Source organism: Fimbriimonas ginsengisoli Gsoil 348 (genome assembly GCF_000724625.1).
Lineage (GTDB): Bacteria > Armatimonadota > Fimbriimonadia > Fimbriimonadales > Fimbriimonadaceae > Fimbriimonas > Fimbriimonas ginsengisoli.
Genome location: NZ_CP007139.1, coordinates 4,988,670 through 5,012,161, shown reverse-complemented (window position 1 = coordinate 5,012,161; position 23,492 = coordinate 4,988,670). Strand labels below are relative to the sequence as shown.

The 23,492-nt window shown below is 61.6% G+C and carries 26 protein-coding genes; 15 read left to right on the top strand and 11 right to left on the bottom strand.

What is annotated here, in order from left to right; all coding sequences use genetic code 11:
* Positions 1–14 precede the first annotated feature (14 nt).
* Entirely contained in the window at positions 15–356 is a 342-nt protein-coding gene (locus OP10G_RS22660) for a hypothetical protein (RefSeq protein ID WP_025228146.1), read from the top strand.
* A 10-nt stretch (positions 357–366) separates the two neighbouring features.
* Positions 367–1,305, top strand: coding sequence for a phosphotransferase family protein (locus OP10G_RS22655; RefSeq protein ID WP_144241322.1), 939 nt, complete (start codon positions 367–369; stop codon positions 1,303–1,305).
* Between the two features lie 15 nt (positions 1,306–1,320).
* Here OP10G_RS22655 and tsf read toward each other — a convergent pair whose 3' ends face one another.
* Positions 1,321–2,115, bottom strand: a complete 795-nt coding sequence (gene tsf, locus OP10G_RS22650) for a translation elongation factor Ts (protein ID WP_038476545.1) — start codon at positions 2,113–2,115, stop codon at positions 1,321–1,323.
* A 140-nt stretch (positions 2,116–2,255) separates the two neighbouring features.
* Entirely contained in the window at positions 2,256–3,083 is an 828-nt protein-coding gene (rpsB, locus tag OP10G_RS22645) for a 30S ribosomal protein S2 (RefSeq protein ID WP_025228149.1), read from the bottom strand.
* Between the two features lie 377 nt (positions 3,084–3,460).
* Between rpsB and hpt the strand changes: the two genes are divergently transcribed.
* The 4 genes from hpt to ligA all read left to right on the top strand — a co-directional run bounded on the left by hpt (position 3,461) and on the right by ligA (position 8,307).
* Entirely contained in the window at positions 3,461–3,988 is a 528-nt protein-coding gene (gene hpt, locus OP10G_RS22640) for a hypoxanthine phosphoribosyltransferase (protein WP_025228150.1), read from the top strand.
* Positions 3,989–4,061: 73 nt separating this feature from the next.
* Complete coding sequence (rho, locus tag OP10G_RS22635) at positions 4,062–5,435, top strand: transcription termination factor Rho (RefSeq protein WP_025228151.1); 1,374 nt, start codon at positions 4,062–4,064, stop codon at positions 5,433–5,435.
* Between the two features lie 112 nt (positions 5,436–5,547).
* The gene (locus tag OP10G_RS22630; RefSeq protein ID WP_052547934.1) at positions 5,548–6,054 is read left to right on the top strand and encodes a bifunctional nuclease family protein; all 507 of its coding nucleotides are present in this window, start codon (positions 5,548–5,550) and stop codon (positions 6,052–6,054) included.
* Between the two features lie 156 nt (positions 6,055–6,210).
* Entirely contained in the window at positions 6,211–8,307 is a 2,097-nt protein-coding gene (gene ligA, locus OP10G_RS22625; RefSeq protein ID WP_025228153.1) for an NAD-dependent DNA ligase LigA, read from the top strand.
* 6 nt (positions 8,308–8,313) lie between these two features.
* Here ligA and OP10G_RS22620 read toward each other — a convergent pair whose 3' ends face one another.
* The gene (locus OP10G_RS22620) at positions 8,314–9,591 is read right to left on the bottom strand and encodes a hypothetical protein (protein ID WP_052547932.1); all 1,278 of its coding nucleotides are present in this window, start codon (positions 9,589–9,591) and stop codon (positions 8,314–8,316) included.
* A 69-nt stretch (positions 9,592–9,660) separates the two neighbouring features.
* Between OP10G_RS22620 and OP10G_RS22615 the strand changes: the two genes are divergently transcribed.
* Entirely contained in the window at positions 9,661–10,395 is a 735-nt protein-coding gene (locus OP10G_RS22615; protein WP_025228154.1) for an SDR family NAD(P)-dependent oxidoreductase, read from the top strand.
* 77 nt (positions 10,396–10,472) lie between these two features.
* Here OP10G_RS22615 and OP10G_RS22610 read toward each other — a convergent pair whose 3' ends face one another.
* On the bottom strand, positions 10,473–11,237 hold the full coding sequence (locus OP10G_RS22610; RefSeq protein ID WP_025228155.1) for a hypothetical protein: 765 nt from the start codon (positions 11,235–11,237) through the stop codon (positions 10,473–10,475).
* Between the two features lie 164 nt (positions 11,238–11,401).
* Here OP10G_RS22610 and OP10G_RS22605 point away from each other — a divergent pair, with 164 nt between their 5' ends.
* Positions 11,402–11,818, top strand: coding sequence for a GNAT family N-acetyltransferase (locus tag OP10G_RS22605; RefSeq protein WP_025228156.1), 417 nt, complete (start codon positions 11,402–11,404; stop codon positions 11,816–11,818).
* Between the two features lie 320 nt (positions 11,819–12,138).
* Here the strand turns inward: OP10G_RS22605 and fusA are convergent, their stop codons facing one another.
* Positions 12,139–14,223 carry an elongation factor G gene (fusA, locus tag OP10G_RS22600; RefSeq protein ID WP_025228157.1) on the bottom strand — a complete coding sequence of 695 codons (2,085 nt, stop codon included), beginning with the start codon at positions 14,221–14,223 and terminating at the stop codon, positions 12,139–12,141.
* A 242-nt stretch (positions 14,224–14,465) separates the two neighbouring features.
* Between fusA and OP10G_RS22595 the strand changes: the two genes are divergently transcribed.
* The 5 genes from OP10G_RS22595 to OP10G_RS22575 all read left to right on the top strand — a co-directional run bounded on the left by OP10G_RS22595 (position 14,466) and on the right by OP10G_RS22575 (position 17,945).
* A complete protein-coding gene (locus OP10G_RS22595; RefSeq protein WP_025228158.1) occupies positions 14,466–14,912 on the top strand; it encodes a hypothetical protein in 447 nt (148 codons plus the stop codon).
* Entirely contained in the window at positions 14,909–15,640 is a 732-nt protein-coding gene (locus OP10G_RS25415) for a hypothetical protein (RefSeq protein ID WP_025228159.1), read from the top strand. The genes OP10G_RS22595 and OP10G_RS25415 overlap by 4 nt, the downstream gene beginning before the upstream one ends.
* On the top strand, positions 15,637–16,524 hold the full coding sequence (locus OP10G_RS22585; protein WP_025228160.1) for a hypothetical protein: 888 nt from the start codon (positions 15,637–15,639) through the stop codon (positions 16,522–16,524). The genes OP10G_RS25415 and OP10G_RS22585 overlap by 4 nt, the downstream gene beginning before the upstream one ends.
* A 184-nt stretch (positions 16,525–16,708) precedes the next feature.
* Positions 16,709–17,065 carry a YciI family protein gene (locus OP10G_RS22580; protein ID WP_025228161.1) on the top strand — a complete coding sequence of 119 codons (357 nt, stop codon included), beginning with the start codon at positions 16,709–16,711 and terminating at the stop codon, positions 17,063–17,065.
* 151 nt (positions 17,066–17,216) lie between these two features.
* A complete protein-coding gene (locus OP10G_RS22575; RefSeq protein WP_025228162.1) occupies positions 17,217–17,945 on the top strand; it encodes a DUF899 domain-containing protein in 729 nt (242 codons plus the stop codon).
* Positions 17,946–18,122: 177 nt separating this feature from the next.
* Here the strand turns inward: OP10G_RS22575 and OP10G_RS27690 are convergent, their stop codons facing one another.
* Positions 18,123–18,254 (bottom strand): hypothetical protein, encoded by a 132-nt coding sequence (locus OP10G_RS27690; RefSeq protein ID WP_265101640.1) that lies wholly within the window; start codon positions 18,252–18,254, stop codon positions 18,123–18,125.
* Positions 18,255–18,326: 72 nt separating this feature from the next.
* Positions 18,327–18,833, bottom strand: coding sequence for an HNH endonuclease (locus OP10G_RS22570; protein ID WP_025228163.1), 507 nt, complete (start codon positions 18,831–18,833; stop codon positions 18,327–18,329).
* Between the two features lie 121 nt (positions 18,834–18,954).
* Here OP10G_RS22570 and rplU point away from each other — a divergent pair, with 121 nt between their 5' ends.
* On the top strand, positions 18,955–19,272 hold the full coding sequence (rplU, locus tag OP10G_RS22565) for a 50S ribosomal protein L21 (protein WP_025228164.1): 318 nt from the start codon (positions 18,955–18,957) through the stop codon (positions 19,270–19,272).
* 10 nt (positions 19,273–19,282) lie between these two features.
* Entirely contained in the window at positions 19,283–19,573 is a 291-nt protein-coding gene (gene rpmA, locus OP10G_RS22560) for a 50S ribosomal protein L27 (RefSeq protein ID WP_025228165.1), read from the top strand.
* A gap of 63 nt (positions 19,574–19,636) precedes the next feature.
* Here the strand turns inward: rpmA and OP10G_RS22555 are convergent, their stop codons facing one another.
* From OP10G_RS22555 to OP10G_RS22540, 4 genes are all read right to left on the bottom strand, one after another.
* Positions 19,637–21,382: a M61 family metallopeptidase gene (locus tag OP10G_RS22555; RefSeq protein WP_025228166.1), complete on the bottom strand. Its 1,746-nt coding sequence runs from the start codon at positions 21,380–21,382 to the stop codon at positions 19,637–19,639.
* An 18-nt stretch (positions 21,383–21,400) separates the two neighbouring features.
* Positions 21,401–21,751 carry an Acb2/Tad1 domain-containing protein gene (locus OP10G_RS22550; RefSeq protein ID WP_144241320.1) on the bottom strand — a complete coding sequence of 117 codons (351 nt, stop codon included), beginning with the start codon at positions 21,749–21,751 and terminating at the stop codon, positions 21,401–21,403.
* A gap of 108 nt (positions 21,752–21,859) precedes the next feature.
* Positions 21,860–22,942, bottom strand: coding sequence for a hypothetical protein (locus OP10G_RS25410; RefSeq protein ID WP_025228168.1), 1,083 nt, complete (start codon positions 22,940–22,942; stop codon positions 21,860–21,862).
* A gap of 102 nt (positions 22,943–23,044) precedes the next feature.
* The gene (locus tag OP10G_RS22540) at positions 23,045–23,467 is read right to left on the bottom strand and encodes a CBS domain-containing protein (protein ID WP_227625013.1); all 423 of its coding nucleotides are present in this window, start codon (positions 23,465–23,467) and stop codon (positions 23,045–23,047) included.
* Positions 23,468–23,492 lie beyond the last annotated feature (25 nt).

Below are 23,492 nucleotides of genomic sequence, written 5' to 3'. Positions count from 1 at the left end.
CGTAATACAAACATATGCGCCGAACGGTCTCTTTCGCTGGACGATGGCTTTTTGTTTCCGTCGCCTTGGTGGCCGTCGCGGGATGCAATACCGGTCGTGAGCTCGTGGGACGCTGGATAGCCACCGACGCGGCGAAGGCTCCGACCAATATGGTCAAGATCGCCATCTCGAACGAGCACCAGATGACCCTTGACAACGGGTCTGTGATCGAATACCAGCAGGACCCCAAAAAGCACATCCTGACCGTCAACTTTCCCGACGGACGGGTGATCACCTACGGCTACAGCCGAAGCGGAGAGAATTTGACTCTCGTGGACGCCGACAAGCGGATCAAATATCTTCTCGACCAGCAGTAGACTGGTCGGCGTGGAATCGACCTGGGGTCGGGGGATGGACTTCGTCCGGCTGTCTCTCGCGGAAATCAACGACTTGCTCTCGCCGAGCGAGATGGTCGCCGCCGATGCCGATTTGCTCCCGGAAGGGCATGCGAACACGAATTACCGCTTAGATCTTGCCGACGGTTCGCACGCGGTTTTGCGGCTTTACCAGCGCGACCCGGGCGCGGCGCGGTTAGAGTGGGCGATCGCAGACCGTCTCGGCGGGGAAGTGCCCGTTCCTCGCGTTCTGTACTTCGACAACGGGCGGCAATTCGCCGTCATCGAATGGAAGCTCGGCGAAACGATGGAGCGGCTGCTTGCATCGGGACTCGAGGCCGAGGTCTCGGACGCGGCAACGGACATCGGGCGAACGTTGGCGGTTATCTCGAAGGTTCGTTTCGATCAGGCGGGCTTCCTCGATGCGGACTTAGAGGTGAGCGGCCCTTGGCCATCGGTGGCCGACGGCTTGTTCGGGCATCTGGACTTTCTGCTTGATCAGCCTCTCGTCCAAGCCCGTGCCGGTGGGAATCTGTGCCGGAGAATCCGGCCGGTAAGCGCCGCCGCGCGGAAAAAACTTAACGACATCGATGAGCCGCCCTGCCTTGTCCATGGAGATTACAAGGCGACGAATCTGCTGATCCACGAGGGGCGGTTGAGTGCCGTGCTCGACTGGGAATTCGCCCATTCCGGCACGTGGCTGATGAGCGTGGGCCAGATTTTTCGGCACGCCGTACCCCGCGGATTCGAGGAGCGGTTCGAAGCGGGATTTAGGGAGGGAGGTGGAAAACTCCCTCCCGGTTGGCGGCAACTGGCTCGCGAAATCGACCTGCTGAGCATGGTCGATTTTCTCTCCAGGGAATCGGCCGACGAAGCGAGGATCGCCGGCTCGATCGCGATTATCGAAAGGACTCTGAGCATCGCCGGCTAGAAGCCGGCGACGCGGTTACTGCGCTTCGCCGAGGCCGAGACCAAGGTAGATGAAGTCCGTAATCTTCGTTCCCTTGGCGGTCTCTTGCAGCCACTGGCCGACGCTCTTCGAAGGGTCCTTGTAGAACGGCTGCTCGGTGAGAACGACCGCCTTGATGTACTCCTTGTTGACGCGCCCCTGGGCGATGTTCTTGGCGATGTTCTCGGGCTTGCCCTCGTTCATCGCGCGCTGCGTCTCGATCTCGATCTCTCGCTCCAGCATCTCTTGCGAGAGCTGGTCCTTGCTCACCACTGCGGGCGGGAAGGCAACGGCGTGGATCGCAACCTGGCGAAGCGCCTCGGCATCGCCCTCACCGAGAACGGCCGCGGCTTTGGTCTTGTCGTGGTGCACGTAGATCGAAACCACCTCGGCGCCGTCCTTGCGGGCGGTCTTGCCAAGCGCGGCATTCTCGCGGAAGCTCGCGACCGCCTCGACTACGAACGGGCTGAGGTCGGCATTCGCGTCGGCGAGCAGGGCGTCGGCCGCCTTCTGCGCGAGCGCGACGAACCCCTCGTTCCGGCTGACGAAGTCGGTCTCGGTCTCCAGCACGACGCCGGCTACCGAACCGTTGCCAACGGCGAACGCGGCGACGCCCGCGCCGGTTGCGCGGCCGGCTTTCTTACCCGCCTGAGCTTTCCCCTTCTCGCGAAGGATCTCCTTGGCTCGAGCGAAATCTCCTTCCGACTCCTCGAGGGCCGACTTGCACTCCATCATCGGCGCATCCGTCTCCTCGCGAAGTTTCTTAACATCCTGTGCTGTGTAATTTGCCATGTCTTTGTTTTTCCAATCCTTATAAGCCGGCGGCATGCCCGACGTTCCCTTCGTGGGGACAAAGGGGCATGCAAAAAGGTCTCAGGTTTTAGGTCTCAGGCTCAAGCCTTACCACCCAAGACCTGAGACCTTATATTTTGCTAGCTGGCGGTCGAAAGCGACTCGTCGTCGGCGCCGAACGCGCGGAGCAGCTCGTCGTCGATCGGGGCTCGGTAGTCGAGATCCGATTCCATCTCGTCGGTAAGCTCCGTGCCTTCGGTGACGGTTCCTTCGGTAAGTCCCTCGCTGAGCGGGCGTGCCTCGAGGATCACGTCGCTGATCTTCTGGGTTACCAGCCGAATCGCGCGAATCGCGTCGTCGTTTCCGGGGATGACCACGTCGGCCAGATCGGGGTCGCAGTTCGTGTCGACGATGGCAACGATCGGGATGCCGAGCTTCTTGGCTTCCTTCACCGCGATCGACTCCTTGTTAAGGTCGACGATGAACATGATCGTGGGCGCCGAGCTCATGTTGCGGATACCGCCGAGGAACCGCTGGAGCTGGTCTCGCTCCTCGCGGCGCTTCAGCGCCTCTTTCTTCGGTAATCGGTCGAAGTAGCCGTCCGACTCCATGCGGTCGAGCTCCTTCAGACGGTTGACGCGACCTTGGATCGTCTTCCAGTTGGTCAGCGTGCCGCCGAGCCAGCGCTCGGAGATGAAGTACTGTCCGCTTCGCTCCGCCGCTTCCTTCACCGCCGCCTGCGCCTGCTTCTTGGTGCCGACGAACAGAACGGTGCCTCCGTCCTCGACGACCTTCTTGACGTAGTTAAGGGCGTCTTCGAACAGCTTGATCGTCTGGTGAAGATCGATGATGTAAATGCCGTTGCGAGCGCCATAGATGTAGCGCTTCATTTTCGGGTTCCAGCGTCGGGTTTGGTGACCGAAGTGGACTCCGGATTCAAGCAGCTCTTTCATGCTGAGCTGAGCCATGATATGCCTCCAGGTTTCTGCCTCCGCGCCGGCCTGAATTTACGCTGACAACCCCGAAGGGACCTGGTCGCGCAACCGTCGCGTGTGATTTAGCAGGCATGAGTGTACCCGTTCGACCCAGCCTCCTTGGACACGGCATTATCACGACCAGGATGGTCGTGATACACACGGGCTGGAAGCCACGTGCCACGTGGCACTGGCATCTTGCCAGTGGGTCCCAAGGGCATCCTGCCCTTGGCCCTTTTCCCACGGCCGTGAGGGCTGTGGGGGTTCATCGGCTGGGAGCCGATGCTACGTTTACACGACCAGGATGGTCGTGATACACACGGGCTGGAAGCCACGTGCCACCGCCTGGATATGCCACAGTCTTCGCGACGATGACGGGTGAACGACTTGAGGTTTTGCTCTCGCAGGAGCAGTTGAAAGGGAAGATCGCGGAGCTGGCGCGGGCGATCGAGGCCGATTACAAAGGGGAAACCGTGCTGCTGGTCGCGGTGCTAAAGGGGTCGGTTCACTTCCTTTCGGACCTCGCCCGGGAGCTTCAACTCGAGGCTCAGCTCGACTTTATGCAGACGAGCAGTTATGGAACCGGCAAGTCTTCGACGGGTGTCGTACAAATTCGTAAAGATCTCGACATCAATATCGAGAATTTGAACGTCATTATCGTTGAGGATATCGTGGACACAGGGATTACCTTGTCCCACCTCAGGGAACTGCTCTCCACTCGAAAACCGAAGTCGCTAAGGGTTGTGGCGCTGCTCTCCAAACCGGAGTCCAGAAAAGTGCACCCGTCGGTCGAATACATTGGATTCGAGATTCCGAACGAGTTCGTGGTAGGATATGGTCTAGATTACGCGGAGCGTTTTCGTAACCTCCCGTACATCGCGATCCTGCGCGAAGGGTAGCGTCTTTCCCTAAGGTCCTCGACCGACCGCGCATTCCTACTTTGCCAGGAGCGAACTCTCCTACCGGAGCGATATGACCCATCAGTTTCGACCCCGAAAATCCGGCGGCCGCAATCGCGGACGCAACCGCGAAGGCCTACCGAAGAACGATCCGCAAGCCGATTTAGAGCTGCTTCCGGAAAAGGATTACAACCACTTTGACCAGATGACGCCGGCGGCGTTGCTGAAGGAAGCGAAAGCGGCCAAGCTGGACGCCAAGATCCTTCTGCGCCACGAGCTCATCGAGCGGCTTCTGCCCATCGTCAACCAGGACAAGGAAGCGGTTTACGCCAAGGGCGTACTCGACCTTATGTCCGACGGCTGGGGCTTTCTCCGCCGCGACAATTACCAGTCTTCTCCCGAAGACGTCTACGTGTCCCAGTCGCAGGTGAAGAAGTTCAACCTTCGCTGCGGTGACACCGTCTTCGGCCAGGTGCGCCTGCCGAAAGAAGGGGAGAAGTACCGCGGCATGCTCCGCGTCGAGAGCATCAACAATTTCGCGACCCAGTCGATCGAAATCATGCGACGGAAGCTGTTCGACGAGCTGACGCCGCTCTATCCGAACGAGAAGATCTCAATGGAAACGGTGCCGGACAACATTCCGGGCCGGATGATCGACCTTCTGTCGCCGATCGGCAAGGGCCAGCGCGGCCTCATCGTCTCTCCGCCCAAGGCTGGAAAGACGACGATGATGAAGACGATCGCCAACGCGGTCACGGCGAACCACCCGGAAGTCTATTTGATGGTTCTGCTGGTGGACGAGCGGCCGGAAGAAGTCACCGATATGCGGCGCTCGGTGCGCGGCCAGGTGATCTCCTCCACGTTCGACGAGCCGGCGGAGAACCACATGCGGGTCGCCGAGCTCTGCTTGGAGCAGGCGAAGCGCCTGGTGGAAGTTGGACGCGACGTCGTGATCCTGCTCGACTCGCTCACCCGCCTTTCGCGGGCCAGCAACCTTACGATCAACCCGTCCGGGCGTACGCTGACCGGCGGTCTCGACCCGAGCGCGATGTATCGTCCCCGCCGTTTCTTCGGCGCGGCGCGAAACATCGAAGAGGGGGGATCGCTGACGATCGTTTCCTCGGTTCTCGTGGACACCGGCTCCAAAATGGACGAAGCGATCTTCGAAGAGCTGAAGGGAACCGGCAACATGGAAATCATCCTCGACCGCGACCTTTCCGATCGTCGAATCTGGCCGGCGGTGGACGTTCGCCGAAGCTCGACCCGGCACGAGGAGCTGTTGTTCCGGAAAGAAGACCTGGACGGCATCGTTCAGCTTCGCCGCCTCATGGCGAAAGAGCAGAGCTCGATCGACGCGACCGAGGGGCTCATCAAGCTGCTCAAGCGCACGCCGTCGAACGCAGTGTTCCTCGAGAGCGTCATCGCCCGCACGAAGGCGACTGTCTAGTAGTGCCGCCTTCCAGGCGGCATCTTCTCCAGTGTTACCCCGGCTTCCAGCCGGGCAGACAAAAAGATGCCGGCAGGGATGCCGGCACTACGGTAGGTAATCTTTAAGAATAATGGCCGAGGAATTCGAGGGACCGGATGGGTCCGATAATTTGGACGAGCCGCCGGCGTTTTTCCCTTACGACGCGACCGGCGGCGAGCGCGAGCCGGCGGGGAACGTGGAGCTCGTTGAAGTCCAGATCGAGGGGATCTTCGAGCAGCAGAATATGGGGAACGTGGCCCGCTTCGTGCTGGTAACGGACGGAACCCGGCGGCTGCCGATCCTCATCGGCCCGTTCGAGGCTCAGGCGATCGCCATGGTGATCGACAACGAGCGTCCCGATCGCCCGATGACCCACGACCTCATGCGGAACATCATGGACCGCCTGAACGCCACGCTGGACCGGGTCGTCATCGACGACTTCTGGAACACCGTCTACTACGCGAAGCTTTATCTCAAGACCCAAGACGAAGAGATCGAGCTCGACTCCCGCCCCTCCGACGCCATCGCCCTCGCGGTCCGATTCGACGCCCCAATTTTTGTGGCGGATACGATTTTGGACGCGGCGATGGAAGATTGAATGTTGGGCGTTGGGCGTTGGGCGTTGGGCGTTGGACGTTGGACGTTGGACGTTGGACGTTGGTTAGCTGTACCGCTTTACCCTTTCCGCAGGTTTCAAGCCTTGCGTCTTGGGCCCAGCGCCTAACGCCTAACGCCCGGAGTAACATGACCCTCGATGGATCCGGCTGCCCGCGTTGCGGAACTTCGCGATGAGATCGAGCATCATTCGCACCTGTATTACGTGCTCGACACGCCCGAGATAAGTGACTCGGAATACGATCGGCTGTTTCGCGAGCTGCAGGATCTGGAGGCGGCGCATCCGGAGCTAGCTTCCGACGACAGCCCAACCCTTAAAGTCGGGGCGCCGCCGGTCTCCGCGTTTAAGCCGCACCGGCACGCGGTGCCGATGTTGTCCCTCGATAATGCGTTTGGCGAAGAGGAGCTTCGCGCGTTCGACGATCGAATTCGGCGTGGGTTGGAGACGGACGGGCACACCGAATACTTCGTCGAGCTCAAATTCGACGGCGCGTCGATCTCGTTGACCTACGTCGACGGGAAGCTCGACGTCGCCGCCACCAGAGGAGACGGGACGACCGGAGAGGAGATCACGCCGAACGCCCGTACGATCCGCGGGGTGCCGTTGAAGCTTCGCGAAGCGCTGCCCGGGCGCATCGAGGTGCGCGGCGAGGTCGTGATGCTTCGATCCGACTTCGAGAAGATCAACGAAGCGCGCGCGGCAGCGGGGGAACAGGTTTTCGCCAACCCCCGCAATGCCGCCGCGGGCGGCTTGCGTCAGCTCGATAGCCGACTAACGGCGAAGCGCAAACTGAGATTCTTTGCGTTTGGAGTCGGGCAGGTGGAGCTCTTGTCCGGAAAAGCAGAGGGAGACCTCGAGAAGCCGGCTCCCGAAGAGGCGGAGACGCGCCACGCGGTGCGGCAACGCGGGCTCATTCGTCGATTGGCGCCAACCCAAAGCGGAACCTTGGAGCGGCTGAAAGAGCTTGGCTTTCCCGCCCGTACCGAGGTGCAAGTGGTTCGCGGTTTCGATGAGCTGCACGCATTTGTCCAAGCCGTTCAGGCAAAGCGGGCGGAGCTGCCATTTAACATCGACGGCGTCGTCATCAAGGTTAACGAACTCGACCAGCAGGAGGCGCTGGGGTTCACGTCGCGAGGCCCTCGCTGGGCGACCGCGTATAAGTTTCCGGCGGAGCAGGCATTTACCAAGCTCAACCGAATCTTTGTTCAGGTGGGGCGGACGGGCACGATCAACCCGGTCGCAGATCTCGAACCGGTGGTCGTCGGCGGAGCCACCGTCAGCCGGGCGACGCTCCACAACTATGACGAGGTGCGCCGAAAGGATGTCCGGGAGGGGGACATTGTCATCGTTCAACGAGCAGGGGACGTCATCCCCGAGGTCGTGGGGCCGGTGCTGGAAAAGCGGGTGGGCGATCCGCCACTGCCGGAAGAGCCGACCATCTGCCCAGTCTGCGAGACGCCGCTGCAGCGAAGGGAAGGAGAGGTGGCGCTCCGGTGCCCGAACCGTCATTGCCCCGCGCAAATCGCGATGAAGATCCAGCACTTCGTGGGGCGTCGGATGATGGACATCGACGGATTGGGCGAAAAGCTGATCGACCGCTTCCTCGAGCTCGGGCTCATCAAGACGATCCCGGATATCTACCGCCTCCATAACCACCGCGAAACGTTGGTAAACCTGGAGCGGTTAGGCGAGCAATCGGTCGACAACCTCCTAAGGAGTATCGAGAACACGAAGCACCGTCCTTTGGCGCGCTTTCTGTTCGCCCTGGGTATCCCAGAAGTCGGGGAGCGCGGTGCCCAGGATCTCGCCCGCGAGCTGCGGACCCTCGACGCGGTGCGGTCGGCTGACTACGAAACTCTCGTCGCCCTTCCGAACATCGGCCCGAGGACCGCGGGGGAGATCGTGCAGTGGTTTGACGACGAGGAGAATCGCCGCCTCGTCGACGAGCTGCTGGAGCTGGGGGTGGCGCCGGAAGAGGGAGCCGCGCCCAGCTCCGACCTCTTCGAAGGGAAGACCTTTGTCTTCACGGGCAAGCTAGAGAGGATCACCCGGGAAGAGGGGGAGGCCGCCGTCATCAGCCTGGGAGGGAAGGCGGCGGGGAGCGTGTCGAAGAACACGACCTACGTCGTCGCCGGCCCCGGCGCGGGCTCGAAGCTGGCGAAGGCGGAGCAGCTCAAGGTCGAGGTCTTAGACGAGGACGGCTTCCTTGCGATGCTCCCGGACGGAACGCTGTAAATCGTCCTACTTGTCGAGCGTATAAGCGTCGATAAGTAGGAACATCTCGTCGGTTGTCGCCTCCCCCCAGGTCACGCGTTGCGGTGGGTTGTTCGGATTGCGCGGGTTGGTCGCCGAGTTATCGTAGACGGCTTCCACGATCTGCTTCGTCCCTTTGGGAACGTGGATCGGCTCCTTGAAAACGTAATTCAACTGCCAGTTAAAATCCCAGTCGTCCACATAGACGAGCGGCTTCGTGGTCCCGTCCGGCAACTCGAGCCAACTCTTCATTGACTTGCCTAGGAGATGCATATGCGGCATCACCGTGTACATCGTGGCGTCGGCGGGGATCGTGAATTCACGGCGGAGCTTGTACTCTTTCTCGCCGGCGGGAATGTCGACCTTGAAATTGAAGATCCACATTAGCTGGATCGGCTTCTGTGGCGGCTCCTTCGACGTGTAGAGGCCCACCTTCGTTTGGTCCTCTTCCGGTTTTCCGCTAGGGTGGTAGTGAATCTGGAGGACGAAGTCGGTTCCGGCAGGGACGACGAAGGCCGTTCCGTCCGGAGTGTGACGTCCCCTTACGCCGGGAGCCCAACCGCCGAGCGATCCGGTTGGATTGAACCCCACTCCGCCGCCCGAGGTGGTGTATCCCTCCTGGCCGTCGGCCAGCTTGGCTTCGAGCCTTCGTCCGTTGTGTCCGCCATCTAGGAATGTGATGACGTGGTGGACGATCTTCTTATTGCCGGGCCGGATGTCGATCCCGTTGACGTAGATCGGCGTCGTCGAGTCGTTATGGACGACGAAGTTTCGGTAGAGGTCGGTCCCTTCCGCGCGGAGCTTGAACGGTTTTTCGGACTGCAGGACCATGTCCGGGGCGCCGAGCGTCCACTCGTTGCCTGCGAAGGTCGGCGTCGCCGGTTCTTTCTTTCGATCCCCCCGGGGGGCGCCTTGGTCATGCCAGAGCTTCAGTATTTCTTTCTGGTCGTCGGACAGGCGGTTTTCGTCTCGGAACTCTCCAAATCCATGAACCGCCTTCCATGGGGGCATTACCCCTTTGGCCGCCACTGCCGAGGTCATTCCGGACCACTTGCGGGCGTTCTCGTAGCCGATTAGCGAGAAAGGAGCGACCTCACCCGGGCGGTGGCAGGTTACGCATCGCTCGTTGAGGATCGGCGCGACGTCTTTGGCGTAGGTGACTTTGCGCGCCTTCCTGTCGACCTTCAGCGGGTGGTTCGCCGTAGTCGCGCCGAAGGCGAATACGGCGCCGGCGGTCGCGCCGAGAAGGAGCGTAACGGATTTCATAAAAGGAGTTTACGTGGTTGGGTTGCGCGGGTTTGTTATGATCGTCAATTATCGCAGTAGACTCGCGCGATGAACCGCAAGAGAGTGCTGGTTACCGGCTCTTCCCGAGGGATCGGCCGAGGAATCGCCACCCGTTTGGCCGCCGATGGATGGGCGGTCGCGCTTCACTACACGGCGCACCGAGAAGAGGCGGAGAAAACCGCCGAGGCGATCCAGGCAATCGGCGTCTATCAGGCCGACCTATCGGATCCGGCTAACGCGCAGCGCCTATTCGACGCTGTCGTCGCCGACGGCGAGCTTCACGCGGTGGTCAATAATGCCGGCGCTTACATTCAGCAGTCGTTCCTCGCCGAAGAAGAGGATTTTTCGCGGGAGTATCGCCGGCTGATGGCGCTCAACCTCGAGTCGCCGGTCCGCCTAATGCGCGCGGCCGGAAAGCTATTTGCGTCGCGAGGGGGCGGAAAGATCTTGAACGTGGCGAGCCGGGTCGGGTTCAAGGGGGAGGCGATGGCCTCCATCTACGCGGCATCCAAGGCGGGGCTGATCAACTTTACGCGGAGCTTGGCGGTGGAGCTGGCGCCGCAGAACGTCGGCGTCTTCGGGATCGCACCGGCTTGGACCGACACCGTCATGGCGCGGGAGGGAATGGATAAGCGGCAGAGCGAGGTACTCGCTACGCTTCCGCTAGGACGGATGGCGACCCCTGCCGATTGCGCCGCTTGCGCTTCGTTCCTGTTGTCTGACGATGCGGCTTACCTGAGCGGCGTCACCATCGACATTAACGGCGCCAGCTACTTCCACTAAACGTAGCATCGGCTCCCAGCCGATGAACCTGCGTGGGCTCATCGGCTGGGAGCCGATGCTACGTCTGATGGGACGGGCTAGTCGTCGCAGCGGAACTGGTAGTACCGCTCGCCGTCTCGGTCGACTTCGTAGCGGGTGTACCGCCGGCCATCTCGGATGAAGTACGGTCGGCTGAAGTACTCCGCTCGGAGTCGTCGGCCGCGATCCCGGCTGTGTCGATCTTCCTCGTACCGGTAGGTCGAGTAGAGCTCACCGGCGGCTCCGACGAAGAATAGGGTGTCGTCTCGCTCTAGAAGGCCGAGAAGGGCGACCGCGCCCGAGAGGGTGGCGATATTTCTCCACTCATTCCGGTCGTTGCGATATCGGTCATCGCGGTACCGCTCGACGATGACTCCGCCGCGATAGCGGTCGTGGTCGTACCGATCATAGTTGTTGTAGCGATACCGGTCGTCGCGGCGGCGATCTTCTTCGCGACGTCGTCGCTCTTCCTCCGCGCGCCATCGATCCTGGTCTCGCCGATACCGATCGTTTTGCCAGTCCCGGTTGTTGTTACGGTCGCGCGAGTCGTTCCAACCATGGTCGTTTCCGCGACGATTTTGATCGTCGCGCCGGCGCTGGTCGTCCCGTTGGCGGCTGTCGTCGCGCTGACGGCCGTCGTCCCGGCGGCTCTGGTCGCCCGACGGTCGGCCCTGACGCCCGGATTGACGATCTTGATCGCCCGACTGGCGGTTGTGCCGGTCTCGGCTGCCGCCCGTCGGATCTTGCGCAAGCGAAAGAACTGGAACGGCGGCAAATGCGGCAACCACGAATCCCGCGAGGATACGGGTGGTGAGTCTTTTCATAGTATTTCCCTTCGAGCGCTGAATTTGTGTTCACCGCTGCTTCTGAGGGGTTAGACGAACCATTTCCGATGTCGTATCAGTGCGACTGATTTTTTGGCAACGTGGCGCCATTAGCCCTGCGGTCGGCGTATTCGCGAAATCGCAAATGAGCTACGTTGATGGCAATGGATCGGGAAATTAAGTTTCAAATGGATGCGGAAGGAGTCGACTGGGAGGCGTTGACCCGGTCGCTCATTGCTGACGACTTCAGCAACGGGCGCACTCCGGACGAACTGAGGCGGTCGTTTGAGAACAGTCACGTGGTCTGCTTTGCCCGCGTGAACGGGCAGGTAGTCGGGAAGGGACGTTTGCTGAGCGACAGCGTCTGCAACGCCTACTTGGTCGACATGTGGACATCGTCGAATTTCCGCAGGCGCGGAATCGCCCGGACGATCCTGTCGAACCTCGTGGGATCGGTCCCCGGTCAGCACGTCTACTTGCAGGCCGACGACGACCTCGTCGATTTCTACGAGAAGCTCGGCTTCCACCCGCATCCGAACGGTATGGCGAGGGTAGAAGGCGCTTGGCTGAATCGGGTGTAGCGTGGCACTGGCTTCCAGCCTAATGCCATCCAGTTTTTCGAACGAACCTTCCGTCCGGAGTTAATACAAAGGCGCCAAGGCACAAAGACACAAAGATCCGGTCGGCGTTTGCCCCATCCGCACGTCCAATTGCCAAGAACTCCGTGCCTTCGTGTCTCTGTGCCTCTGTGTTTGTATTCTCCGAGGGTTCGTCAGGGCAAAAACTGGATGGCATTAGGCTTCTAGCCAGTGGGTCCCAAGGGCAGCCTGCCCTTGGCCTTTTCACACGACCGGGATGGTCGTGATACCCACTGGCTGGAAGCCAGTGCCACGATTCTTACTTAGTGTTCGGCCTCGGCGGAGCGGCGTTTGGCGTATTCGGCCATTAGGGTTTGCTGCTCGGGGTAGGGGATCTCGTCGTATTGGTCGATTCTTTGGGAGAAACGGCCGCGGCCTTTGGTGATCGACCGTAGGTCGAGGGCGTAGCGGGTCATTGTGCTCATGGGGACCGATGCGTGAACGCGGGTTCGGCCGGCGCCGATCGGGTCCATGCCTTGGAGGCGGCCGCGACGGCCGTTCAGGTCTCCCACCACGTCTCCCACGCACTCGTCGGGGACATCCACGTCCACGGTGAGCGTCGGCTCCAGAACTACCGGCTGCGCCTTCTCGGCCGCCGCCCTCAGTGCGAGCGCGCCGGCGGTTTTGAATGCCATTTCGCTCGAGTCGACGTCGTGGTAGCTCCCGTCATAGACGATCACCTTTAGGTCGACGGCTGGGTAGCCGGCGACGAGGCCGTGGTCCATCGCCTCGCGGATCCCCTTCTCGATGGCGGGGATGAAGTTTTTCGGGATCGCGCCGCCGACCACTTTGTTCTCGAATACGAACCCTTCGCCTCGCCCAAGCGGCTCGAGCTCGATCCAGCAGTCGCCGAACTGGCCTTTGCCGCCGGTCTGCCGCTTGTGACGCCCTTGAGCTTTCGCCTGAGACTTCACGGTTTCGCGGTAGGGAACCCGAGCCTCCTCGGTCTTTACGTTAACCCCGAACTTTGCCTTGAGCTTCTCCACCACGGTATCGAGGTGGATATCGCCCATTCCTTCCAGGATCTCTTGGTGGGTCGCGGTATCTCGAGTGTGCCGAAGCGTGGGGTCCTCTTCCAGCAGCCGGCCGAGGGCGGTGCCGAGCTTGTCCTCGTCGGCTTTGGTGACCGGAACGATCGCCACGCGGTAGATCGACTCGGGAAAGTTGATCGGCGGGAGCATGATCCGGTCTTTCGCGGTGCTCAGTGTGTCGCCGGTGTGGGTGTGCGCGAGCTTGGCTACGGCGGCGATGTCGCCGGCGACGACCTCGGTCGCGTTCTCTTGGCCTTTTCCGTGGGGATAGAAGAGGTTGTGCACGCGCTCGTCGGACTCGCGGTTGACGTTCAGGACGTGCTGGTCCGCCTTGAGGGTGCCGCTGAAGACGCGGATGAAGTTGATCTTTCCGACGAACGGGTCGGCGGTGGTTTTGAATACGAACGCGGCCAGCGGTCCGGCGGGATCGGTCTCGATCTTGATGGATTCGCCGTCGGGCGTCGGGACCATCTTCGGGAGGTCGATCGGCGACGGAAGCTCGCCGCAAATCCGGTCGAGAAGGGTCGCGACTCCGATTCCGCTCATCGCGGATCCGACGAGGACCGGGATGACGCGGCCGGTCTCGATTCCTACGAGCAGCCCGTGCTCGATCTCTTCTTCGGAAAGCGACTCGCCCTCGAGGTACTTCATCGCGAGGTCGTCGTCGCCTTCGGCGGCGGCGTCCATCATTTTGTCGCGCCGCTCGGCCGCTTCCTCGGTGTAGCCGGAAGGGACTTCCTCGATCTCGACGCCGCGGTCTTTTCCTTTGTAAACCTTCATATTCAGCAGGTCGAGGACTCCGCTGAAGGCGGCTTGGTGGCCGATCGGGATCTGGGTGCTGACCACCTTGCGGCCGAACCGCTCGTGAAGCGTCTCCATCAGCCCCTCGAAGTCGGCGTTGTCCCGCTCCAGTTTGTTGACGAAGATGCAGGTGGCGAGGCCGTGCTCTTGGGCGACTTCGAAGGCCAGGTCAAAGCCCACGTCGAGGTCGCGCTTCGCCTCGCAAACGATGATCATCGACTCGACCACTCGGGCTACTCCGTGGAGGTCTCCTATGAAATCGGGATAGCCCGGGACGTCGATGAGGTTGATTTTGCAGCCGTGCCATTCGATCGGCACGATGCTCGCGTTGAGCGAGATCTTTCGCCGGATTTCGAGTGGGTCGTAGTCGCTCTGCGTGTTCCCGGCGTCCACGCTGCCAACCCGGTCGGTCGCTCCGGCGGTGTAGAGCAAGTGTTCCACGAGCATCGTTTTGCCCGCACCGCCGTGGCCTACAATGGCCACATTACGAATCTTATCGGGGGAATATTGTTTCACCTTGTCACCCTCCCTTGGGGATTCGGCGTCGTCACAGCGCGGCGCGCGAAGCGCGTGTGTTTCGTCGACCACGCGCGTCACTGACAGCGGCGACGTCTGTTCCCAGCATACGCCGATTTCCACGCGACAGGTATTTCGACCTGCCCTTTAGGCTGGGTTGGCGGGCGTGCCGGCAAACGAAACCTTGGCGGAGAGTCCAACGTCTTCATTGCCGTCCTCTCGGTCAGAATGGGGACGGATCGATGCGTTACTTTATCTTCAACACCGGCGGCGATTGGGATACGACGACGCTGTTCCTGAACGGCGAGGAGTATCCGGCCTCCCGACTCTTCGTTCGACTCGAGACGGGCCGGGACGCCTATGGCCAGCCGACTCGGGGCGGATTGCAAAACGGCGGTCAGATGGAAGCGTTTGTGCTTCCTCAGGACGGCGATGCGAGGGAGCAGGCGATCTTTCCCGGGAGGATCGATTTCGAGTTCCCGATGCACAAGATCACGGTGGAGAACGACACGCCGAACTTTACGATCGAAATGACCAGAATCATTCTCGATGGGAAAGATGTCTCGGACGAGGTCACCGATCTTTCGATCAACATCGATGCGGTGGCGAACGAGGTCGAGGCGTATTTAACGTTGTTTAAGCCGCATCTCTTTGCGGCTTCCGAAATGGCGACCTACAACCTTCTATGAACACAACAAAGCAATCCGGAGCCCGGCTTCTAACTCAGTCGCTGGCCGTCCTCGTTCTGCTACTGACCCTGGTTACCCCCGCGCTGGCCCAGCGCCGAGGTGGCTTTGGTGGCGGAGGCGGATTCCGCTCGGGCGGGTTCGGGCGTTCTTCGGGAAGCGGCTCTTTCGGAGGCGGCTCGTATGGCCGTTCTTCGGGTAGCGGTTCCTTTGGCCGGTCCTCCGGCAGCGGCTCATTCGGCCGATCCAATTCGGGCGGCTCGTTCGGCCGTTCCGGCACTGCCACCGCGCCCCAGTCGGGCTTCCGAGCCCCGGGCTCCAGCTCCTTCGGACGCTCCGGTTCGTTTGGTGGCTCGGGGCGCATCAACTCCACCTCGATCAATGGCCGGCAGCCGACCCCGCCTCCGGCGTATTCGGGCTACTCGTACACGCCCGCGCCAAGCATGTACTACCACGGCGGCAGCATGGTGCCGGCGTTCGCGGGTGGCTTCCTCGGTGGCTACAGTCTTGGTCTCCTCAGCAGCCCCTGGACTCACTGGATGCCGTTCCACCCCGGCTTCTATGTAAATCCGCCGATGTACTACAATGGCGCTTACTACTCGGGCGGGTTCAGCTTCACGCGGTTCCTCCTCGGCATCGTCTTCATCGGCGTCATCCTCTGGTTCGTTTCCCGGCTCTTTAGGGGCGGCGGACGAGGTGGTGGCCGCATCCGCTACACCACCTACAAATGATCACCCTAGCTGTCGCTCTCGCCCTTCTCCCGCTCGCCGAGGTAAAGGTGGAGCGGGTCGAATACCACGGTTGGAGCGACAGCTACCGGATTTCGAACGATCTGGTCGACGTGGTCGTCGTTCCGAAAATCGGCCGGGTGATGCGGTACGGCTTCCTTGGAATGCCGAACCAGCTTTGGGAGAACTCCGCCCTGGCCGGAAAGGCGTCGACGGGGAAGGACTGGAACAACTTTGGCGGAGACAAGATGTGGTCGGCGCCGCAATCGGACTGGAACTGGCCACCCGACCCAGACATCGACGGCTCGGCCTGGACGGCGGAGCCGATTCCCAACGGAGTGCGGATCACCAGCCCGCGGGGGAAGAAGAGCAAGGTCCGCTTTGTTCGCGACATCACGTTGGCGCCGCTGAGCACCGACGTCCATTTCCGGAACCGCATGGATAATCTCGGCGCGCGCCGCGAAATGGCGCCGTGGCAGATCACCCAGATCGTCGACCCATATTCGGTCTTCCTGCCGTTCGAGCCAACCGGCCAGAACCCTAAAGGATGGCGAGCGATCGAGGGGAAACGGCTCGATCCGGCCCTCCACGAGCTAACCGCGGATGGCCTGCGGATTAAGCGCGGCGATCGGATCGCCTATAAAATCGGCGCATTCTCCAGCAAAGGCGAGATCACCGCGAGCCAGTTCGGCTCATCGGTCTTCCATTTCTCCACCCGCACCTATCGAAACCAACGCTATGCCGACGGCGGCTCCGCGATGGAGGTTTTCACTAGCGCGGGCGCGGACAAGTACGTCGAGTTGGAGCTGCTCGGTCCGCTTTCGCGCATGGATAACGGCGAAGGCGCCTATCTGGAAACCACCTGGCGGCTGACGCAAGGGAAGTAGCGAGTCGACTTCGTCGCATTCCAGAAAATGGCCCGGTAATTCTGTCGATTTACCGGGCTCCTCTTCGACTAACTATCAGAGCCCCAGGAGGGCCAAGTTCGAGGAGGAATCACGATGCGACTTTTATTAGATTTCCGACCCGGTGAGGACACCGAGACCGGCCCTCACGGGGCAGGATGAGAGCATGAAATACATGCTGCTCATCTACGGCGACGAAAATGCTCTGAACGCGGACGAAATGCGGCAATGCTACGTCGAGTCGACTCAGGTCGCAAATGACCTTCACGCCGAAGGGAAGTTCCTCGATACCGGCGCGCTGCACCACTCTTCGAAGACGGCCAGCGTCCGCGTTCGAGACGGCCAACGTCTCGTGACCGACGGGCCCTTTACGGAAACGCACGAGCAGCTTGGCGGCTTCTTCCTGGTAGACGCCAAGGATCAGAACGAGGCGATCGAACTTGCCGGCCGGATTCCTGGCGCCCGCCGAGGGATCGTCGAGGTCCGTCCCGTCGTCGAGTTATCGGGGCTGCCGGAGGTTTAAAAATGTGCCCCGTCTGTGTCGCCACCACGGCTTGGCTCGTAGCCGGTACCACATCGGCCGGCGGAGTCACCGGTTTCATCGCCACCAAGATTTATAAGAAGACGCGGCCCGCCAAGGCCGCCCACGCACCGTTGGAGAGGAGTAAAGAAAAATGATCACCGAAAGCATCCCGCACCCGAAAGTAGCCTCGCAAGACGAGTGGCTGGCCGCGCGGAAGGCGCTTCTCAAGCACGAGAAGGAAGTCACCCGGCAGCGCGACCGCGTGCATGCGGAGCTCCGCCGACTGCCGATGGTCAAGATCGAGAAGGAGTATCGGTTCGACGGGCCGGAAGGGAATCGGAGCCTCCTCGATCTGTTCGAAGGGCAGCATCAGCTCATCGTCTACCACTTCATGTTCGACCCGGCGTGGGACAACGGCTGTATGGGTTGCACCAGCTTCGTAGACGCCCTCGGCGACCTGTCGATGCTGAAGGAGCGCAAAACGCACTTTGTTCTGATTTCGCGAGCGCCGCTAGAAAAGCTGGAAGCCTACAAAGCGAAGCGCGGCTGGGATCGCCCGTGGTACTCCTCGTTCGGAAGTGACTTCAACTACGACTTCCATGTCACGCACGACGAGAGCGTGGCGCCGATCGAATACAACTACCAAACCAAAGAGGAGCTGCAAGCCCGCCGCGGCCCGGATCCGATCAAAGGTGAAGATCACGGCCTGAGCGTCTTCTTCCGAGTCGGCGACGAGGTCTATCACACCTACTCCACGTACGCTCGCGGCACGGAATCGCTCACCGACACTTACCAACTCCTCGACGTAACCCCCTACGGCCGCCAAGAAGACTGGGAAGACTCCCCCGCCGGTTGGCCTCAAAAGCCGACGTACGGCTAGGCTGCGCTTCCTGCCTTGCTCCGATCCCTCCCGACGCGCCGTCGGGAGGGTCCGACCATCGGTCGGGCATGAGGCCCGAAAGGGCCCCGCTGGTGCGGGACCCTCCCGACGGCGCGTCGGGAGGGATCGGTTGGCGGTTGGTGGGCGCTGGGTGATCGTCATCGGCTGGGAGCGATGCTACGGGTGGGTGTGGTTGCGGCGGGTTAGGTATGCCCGCCAGTCCCAGGTTTCGGCGTCGTCGCAGACGCGTATCGGTTGGGGCGACGCGACACGCTCGGCGAGCTCGTCGAGTCCGCTTGGGTTGAGCACGTAGGATGGGTCGCCAAACCCTTTCGCCCGGTTACAGCGCGAGCACACGGCCCGCAAATTGATCGGACGGTTTCACCCGCTGCCGACGTGGTCGATCTCGGTGGCGGGAGCCCCGCAAACGCTGCACTTGCCCCCATCTCGCTCGATCACCTTTGCCAACACCTTCGGCGTGACGAGACGTTGCCGAAGAGGGTAGCCGCCGCCCTGGATCTTCCAAAGCGCCTGCCCCAACCCGATCTGCCGTTCCCGCTCAAAGATCGCCCCGTTCAGAAGGGAGCTTCGGAACTGGCGTACGAAAGCGGCGGTATCTCGGCAAACTTCGCTGCAATAGGGGCTCTTGGGGGCGGAGACCGCCCCTCCGCAGTTTGGACATGTTTGCGGATCTTCCAATACCACCGCAAAGTCGAACGGGCCCGTTAGTGAGCGCTCGACTAAGCCTCGAAGAGCCGCCCTTACCCCTTCTTCAGGGTCGAGTACCGCCTCGGCCGGCGTGGGCAGATCGGGTAGAAGCCGGGCCAATACCTCCAGGTTCCCCGGGGGCTTTCCGCCTCTCGAAAAGTCGTCGGCCACGTTCTCCATACTTACGACTCTACCGAACGGGTTACTCGGCTTAGGTAGAAATTTGACCGTCCAGTTGATCGGGGGCGGGTAAATGTGCCATCATTTCGATTCGCGTCGCCAATGACGCGGAGAAGATTTCATGTACGTAATCGTAAAGACCGGCGGCAAGCAGTATAAGGCGGCCAAGAACGACGTCCTCATCGTCGAGAAACTGGAGGGCGAGGCGGGAACGGCTGTCGAGCTGTCCGAAGTCCTTTTAGTGGTGGACGGCGAGAATACGACCGTCGGTTCGCCGCTCATCAAGGGCGCGCTCGTTCGCGGAGAGATCATCCGACAGGCGAAGGGACCCAAGATCGAGGCGTTCAACTACAAGCCCAAGAAGAACGAGCGAAAGCGCTGGGGTCACCGCCAGCCGCAAACTCATCTCCGCATCACGGAAGTTCTGGCAGGCAGCTAAAGAGGAATAGATGGCACATAAGAAAGGTCAAGGATCATCCAGAAACGGCCGCGATAGCAAGCCGAAGATGCGCGGAGTCAAGCGCTACGGCGGTCAGGTCGTCAAGTCGGGCGAGATTCTCGTCCGCCAGTGCGGCACCAAGTTCTTCCCCGGCCCCGGCGTCGGCATCGGCAACGACTTCACCCTGTTCGCCCTGCGAGCCGGTCAAGTGAAGTTCGAAGGCCCGGTCGGCAAGCGACGCGTCGCGGTCTACGAGAGTCAAGTCGAAACCGAAGCGGCGCCGGTCGCCGTCGCAGCATAGATCGAAGATAGAAATCGCGAAAAAGCCCGGCTGCCAAAGGCGGCCGGGCTTTTTTACGCCTCCCTATCTCTTCTTCGCGATCCAGATCGCGTAGAGCCGCTTCGCCGCCGCGGTAGCGCTCGGATCTTCTTCGACCTTGCTGATCGGCCGTGAGCCTTCGGTGACGTTGCGGGTCACGGTCAGCTCGTCCGTTCCTCGCCTGATCTTCAGCTTCATGACGTCCCCAGACTTCAGTTTCTCCGTCGCGGTTCGATAGGCTCCCGCCAAGGCGAACGGAGAGTCTTGGTTGACCGGAGCGCCGTTGATTTCGACGATCAAATCGCCGGACTTCAGCCCATCCCAACTGCGCGGCTCGCCCTGAACCAGGAATCCCTTGTCCTGGGCGCTCGGGATGGCGGAGAAGCCGAAATCGGCGAACGCCTCCGTTGCTTTAGTCAGGCGAAGGCCGATCTTCGCCAACTGAGCCTCCACCGGCAGCTCGCCGGGCGTCATCACCACCCGGTCGTAGAATGCGCCCATCGCGGGTCCGCCGACCAGAACGCACTGGTTACGGATCTCACCTTCTTGGAATCCTGGCTTGTCGTCGCGGCATAGCTTCCATAGGTTCCGTTCCACGTCATCCAACGAGCGGCGGCCACCGGTTTGGCTCAGGATCTCGGTATCGAGGCAAAGAGCGCAAAGGAATCCCGTGTCGTAATAGCTCACTTGGAACCCGTCGCTGTTACCGCGTCCGCCGTTCGCCTCTCGAACCCTATAGCTGGCCATGTAGGGTGAGATTTCCATCCGGGCCGGCCTTGCTCGTTGACGGTCGAGATTCCTAACGATCTGCTGCCGGATTTCGGCTCCGTCGAACCAGCCGTACCGGTTGAGAAGGAGGTGCGCGAAGTAATCCGTCGCCCCTTCCAACCACCAGAGAGCCCCGGTTTGCGGCAGATTCTGATAGTCGAACGGACCGAGCGGACGGCTACGAATCCGCTTGACGTTCCAAAGGTGAAAGAACTCGTGCGACATCACGCCGACCGTTACCGGGCCGACACCGGCCGCCAGCGAGATCTGGGTGCTGCTGAGGTGCTCCAGGCCCCCCGCGCCGTCGGCCCGGTCGGTGACTCCGAAGTGCCAGACATACTTGTGGTACGGCGCGCCGCCAAAGAAGTCGGATTGCATGTCTGAGACAAATTTGGCGGCTTTGATCAGGTGAGCCCGGTCGACCTTTGACTTGGCCGGGTTCCGCATCGCGATCGTATGGTCGCGGCCCGCGGAAGTGTAGTGATCCTCGAGAAAGTGACCCATCGTCACAGGGTTGTCCGCCAGCACGTCGTAGCTCTTCGCTCCATAAGCATTGCCGCCGGACTCCGGGTCTAAGCCGACGGCGACCCGCCAGTCCCCGGGGATCTCCAACCTGAGATGGCACCGCTCCTGCTTTCGAGCCACGACATACATGTACGTGGACGAACCCGAGTAATGGATCGTCTCGTCGGCAAGGGTGCCGGGAACGGAATAGACCACCTGGATGGTCCCCTTACCCGCGCCGATTCGCCAAGTCGAGGGGTCGACGTTGGTCACTGGCAGACTGACGCCGTTTTCATCGCTCGCGCGAAAATCCTGGACGTTCTTTCCCGGCTCGGAAAGAACGTAAGCGCCGGGCGACCACCTCGGCATCTGAAGGGTCGTCTCCCCGCCACGGGTGGGAATCTCGATCATCACGACGAGCCGTCCGGTGGCCGGTTTGGGGAGAACTCGGTAAGTAAGGTCGGCACGGCCGACCGAGGCGACGAAAATCAGGGCAAGCGTGGCGATGCGACGATGCATACGCGCATCGTACCGGAGCTAGGCCCCGGTCGCCGAGAAATCGTCGTCCTCGTCTTCCGTCCGAATATTTTGGTGGCGAGAGAGCGTGTTGAGAACGCCTTGCTCCTGGCGGCGTCGGATGCGCAGCTCGAGAGCTTGGCGCGCCTGACGTATCGACCGGATCGCCTCGTCGTTTTCGGCGCACGCTAGCAGTCCCTTTTGATATTGAAGCAGGCGGTCGAGCGCGATATCTAGGACGTCTTCGACTCGGCATCCGTTAACCCCCACCTCTCTCGGCAGGCCGGACTGGAAGACGACTCGGATGTAGGGCCGCTCAATCACATGACCGCCCGTGGTAGCGCTCGGCATCTGCATGACCTGTGGTTGCATTTCGGGATCCCTCCTCGGGGCTTAGACTGCGAAGGCGTCCCACTTTTTTGGCGGGACGCCCTCCGAATATAACCCATGGACGCCTGATCTGGTATCGCTGGTTCCCAGTTAGATTACGTCGGCGTAAACGATCGAGCCATTTACAACCCTTACGGCACGAACACGCCCCGAAACCGGGTCGGTTACGGTGCCTCGGGTCACGACTCCGCTGACCGGATCGATCTCCACGGGGGTCACGTCCGCGAGGGTGAACCCCCCGCTCGCCGGAGCCATCGCCGGCTCCACGGCGGCGGGAGCGGCGACCACCGGCTGCGCGTACACCGGCGCCGCCGGCGCGACATCCGCGTAGACGATCGCGCCATTCACGCTCTTGACCGGCCGCTCGACCCCGGTGAGCGGGTCGATCACCACCCCCTCCCGCATCGCGCCGGTGACCGGATCGATCAAGGTCGGTCGAACGTCGGCGGAATTGAGAGCCGCGGCGGCGGCCGGCGTACTGCTGGGGACCGTCGCCATCGTAGTGAGACTGTTCGGTGGGTATGGCGCTTCCAATTCCACCGCCGGAACCGGGTTGGTGAAGACGACCTGCTCGGCGGGTAACACGCTCACTCCGGCATCGTCGTGACCGGCCATGAAGTTCCGCGGATGGTTATATGTCTCCACGTGCAGAGCCCCGTATTTCAGGAGATACGGCTCGATCTCGGTCGCGGTTAAGTCGCCAGAGGGAATGTTGATCGCCAAGAGGGCGCCTCCCTCGTCGATGGCGCGAGAGTAATTGAGCGCCATTTCGTCGCCGATCCCCTGGTCCTTCAGGAATCCGGCGACTCCGCCGGCGGCTGCGCCGGCCGCGGTCGCCGCTGCCGCCGCTCCGACCGCGGCCGCCAACGCGCCACCGCCGAGCACGATCCCCACACCGGGAATGAAGAGAGCCGCCATGGCTCCCAAGATTCCGACCCCGAGTCCGGCCAGCGAGCCCTTCGCCGCCCCCACACCGGCATCGGCGGCGGTGGTCGTCGTAATGCCGGTTTTCGCCGCCGCTTCGGCCGACGCCGAGTCGAAGGTCACTCGGTTGCGAAACTGCTCGTTGGCGATGATGCTCAGGTCTTCGGACCGGGCGCCGTGGTCGAGCAGCGCGGCCGCCGCGTGCTCGGCGGCCGTCGCGTCGAGAAAGGAAGCGTATAGGGTGGACATGGTTCTCTCCTTAAGTTCTTGCTAGTGCAGGTCCGCTAATGCGCGGCCCCGATCCTTCGGACGGAGCGCGCGGGGAACGGTTCCGGGAGGCGGAAATCGGTCCTAGGCGTGGCCGGAGTCGAATCCCTTCGAGACCTCTTGCACCAACTCTGCCACCTTGCCGTCGGGCTGGCGGGCGATATCGGCTTGGGCGACGATCCCTACCAGGCATCCGCTACCGTCGACGACCGGCATGCGCCGAACCTGGTTCTGCTCCATGAGGTGGAGGCACTCGTCGAGAGACGCGCTCTTGTTAATGGTCGCCACGGGATGGCTCATCGCCTCTCGCACCGCAGTCTGTCCCGGATCTTTGCCTGCCGCGACCGCGCGGACGGTGATGTCGCGGTCCGTGATGAGACCGATGACCCGCATCGAGTGATCGCCGCCGTCGACGACCGGGATGGCGCCGCAGTCGCGCTCGATCATCATCTTCGCAGCTTCTTGGATCATCGTATCGGCCTGACAACATGCCGGGCCCGAAGTCATTACCTGCTCTACTCGCATGGTATGC

Excerpts from the sequence above, each read along its gene's own strand:
- rpmA (WP_025228165.1), top strand. The coding sequence starts at position 19,283 with ATGGCACATAAGAAAGGTCAAGGATCATCCAGAAACGGCCGCGATAGC.
- rho (WP_025228151.1), top strand. The coding sequence starts at position 4,062 with ATGACCCATCAGTTTCGACCCCGAAAATCCGGCGGCCGCAATCGCGGA.
- OP10G_RS25415 (WP_025228159.1), top strand. The coding sequence starts at position 14,909 with ATGAACACAACAAAGCAATCCGGAGCCCGGCTTCTAACTCAGTCGCTG.
- ligA (WP_025228153.1), top strand. The coding sequence starts at position 6,211 with ATGGATCCGGCTGCCCGCGTTGCGGAACTTCGCGATGAGATCGAGCAT.
- OP10G_RS22620 (WP_052547932.1), bottom strand. The coding sequence starts at position 9,591 with ATGAAATCCGTTACGCTCCTTCTCGGCGCGACCGCCGGCGCCGTATTC.
- rpsB (WP_025228149.1), bottom strand. The coding sequence starts at position 3,083 with ATGGCTCAGCTCAGCATGAAAGAGCTGCTTGAATCCGGAGTCCACTTC.
- OP10G_RS22550 (WP_144241320.1), bottom strand. The coding sequence starts at position 21,751 with ATGCAACCACAGGTCATGCAGATGCCGAGCGCTACCACGGGCGGTCAT.
- OP10G_RS22555 (WP_025228166.1), bottom strand. The coding sequence starts at position 21,382 with ATGCATCGTCGCATCGCCACGCTTGCCCTGATTTTCGTCGCCTCGGTC.
- OP10G_RS22540 (WP_227625013.1), bottom strand. The coding sequence starts at position 23,467 with ATGACTTCGGGCCCGGCATGTTGTCAGGCCGATACGATGATCCAAGAA.
- OP10G_RS22610 (WP_025228155.1), bottom strand. The coding sequence starts at position 11,237 with ATGAAAAGACTCACCACCCGTATCCTCGCGGGATTCGTGGTTGCCGCA.
- OP10G_RS22580 (WP_025228161.1), top strand. The coding sequence starts at position 16,709 with ATGAAATACATGCTGCTCATCTACGGCGACGAAAATGCTCTGAACGCG.
- OP10G_RS22585 (WP_025228160.1), top strand. The coding sequence starts at position 15,637 with ATGATCACCCTAGCTGTCGCTCTCGCCCTTCTCCCGCTCGCCGAGGTA.
- rplU (WP_025228164.1), top strand. The coding sequence starts at position 18,955 with ATGTACGTAATCGTAAAGACCGGCGGCAAGCAGTATAAGGCGGCCAAG.
- OP10G_RS25410 (WP_025228168.1), bottom strand. The coding sequence starts at position 22,942 with ATGTCCACCCTATACGCTTCCTTTCTCGACGCGACGGCCGCCGAGCAC.
- OP10G_RS22595 (WP_025228158.1), top strand. The coding sequence starts at position 14,466 with ATGCGTTACTTTATCTTCAACACCGGCGGCGATTGGGATACGACGACG.
- OP10G_RS22570 (WP_025228163.1), bottom strand. The coding sequence starts at position 18,833 with ATGGAGAACGTGGCCGACGACTTTTCGAGAGGCGGAAAGCCCCCGGGG.
- OP10G_RS22660 (WP_025228146.1), top strand. The coding sequence starts at position 15 with ATGCGCCGAACGGTCTCTTTCGCTGGACGATGGCTTTTTGTTTCCGTC.
- OP10G_RS22630 (WP_052547934.1), top strand. The coding sequence starts at position 5,548 with ATGGCCGAGGAATTCGAGGGACCGGATGGGTCCGATAATTTGGACGAG.
- hpt (WP_025228150.1), top strand. The coding sequence starts at position 3,461 with ATGACGGGTGAACGACTTGAGGTTTTGCTCTCGCAGGAGCAGTTGAAA.
- tsf (WP_038476545.1), bottom strand. The coding sequence starts at position 2,115 with ATGGCAAATTACACAGCACAGGATGTTAAGAAACTTCGCGAGGAGACG.
- OP10G_RS22575 (WP_025228162.1), top strand. The coding sequence starts at position 17,217 with ATGATCACCGAAAGCATCCCGCACCCGAAAGTAGCCTCGCAAGACGAG.
- OP10G_RS22615 (WP_025228154.1), top strand. The coding sequence starts at position 9,661 with ATGAACCGCAAGAGAGTGCTGGTTACCGGCTCTTCCCGAGGGATCGGC.
- OP10G_RS22605 (WP_025228156.1), top strand. The coding sequence starts at position 11,402 with ATGGATCGGGAAATTAAGTTTCAAATGGATGCGGAAGGAGTCGACTGG.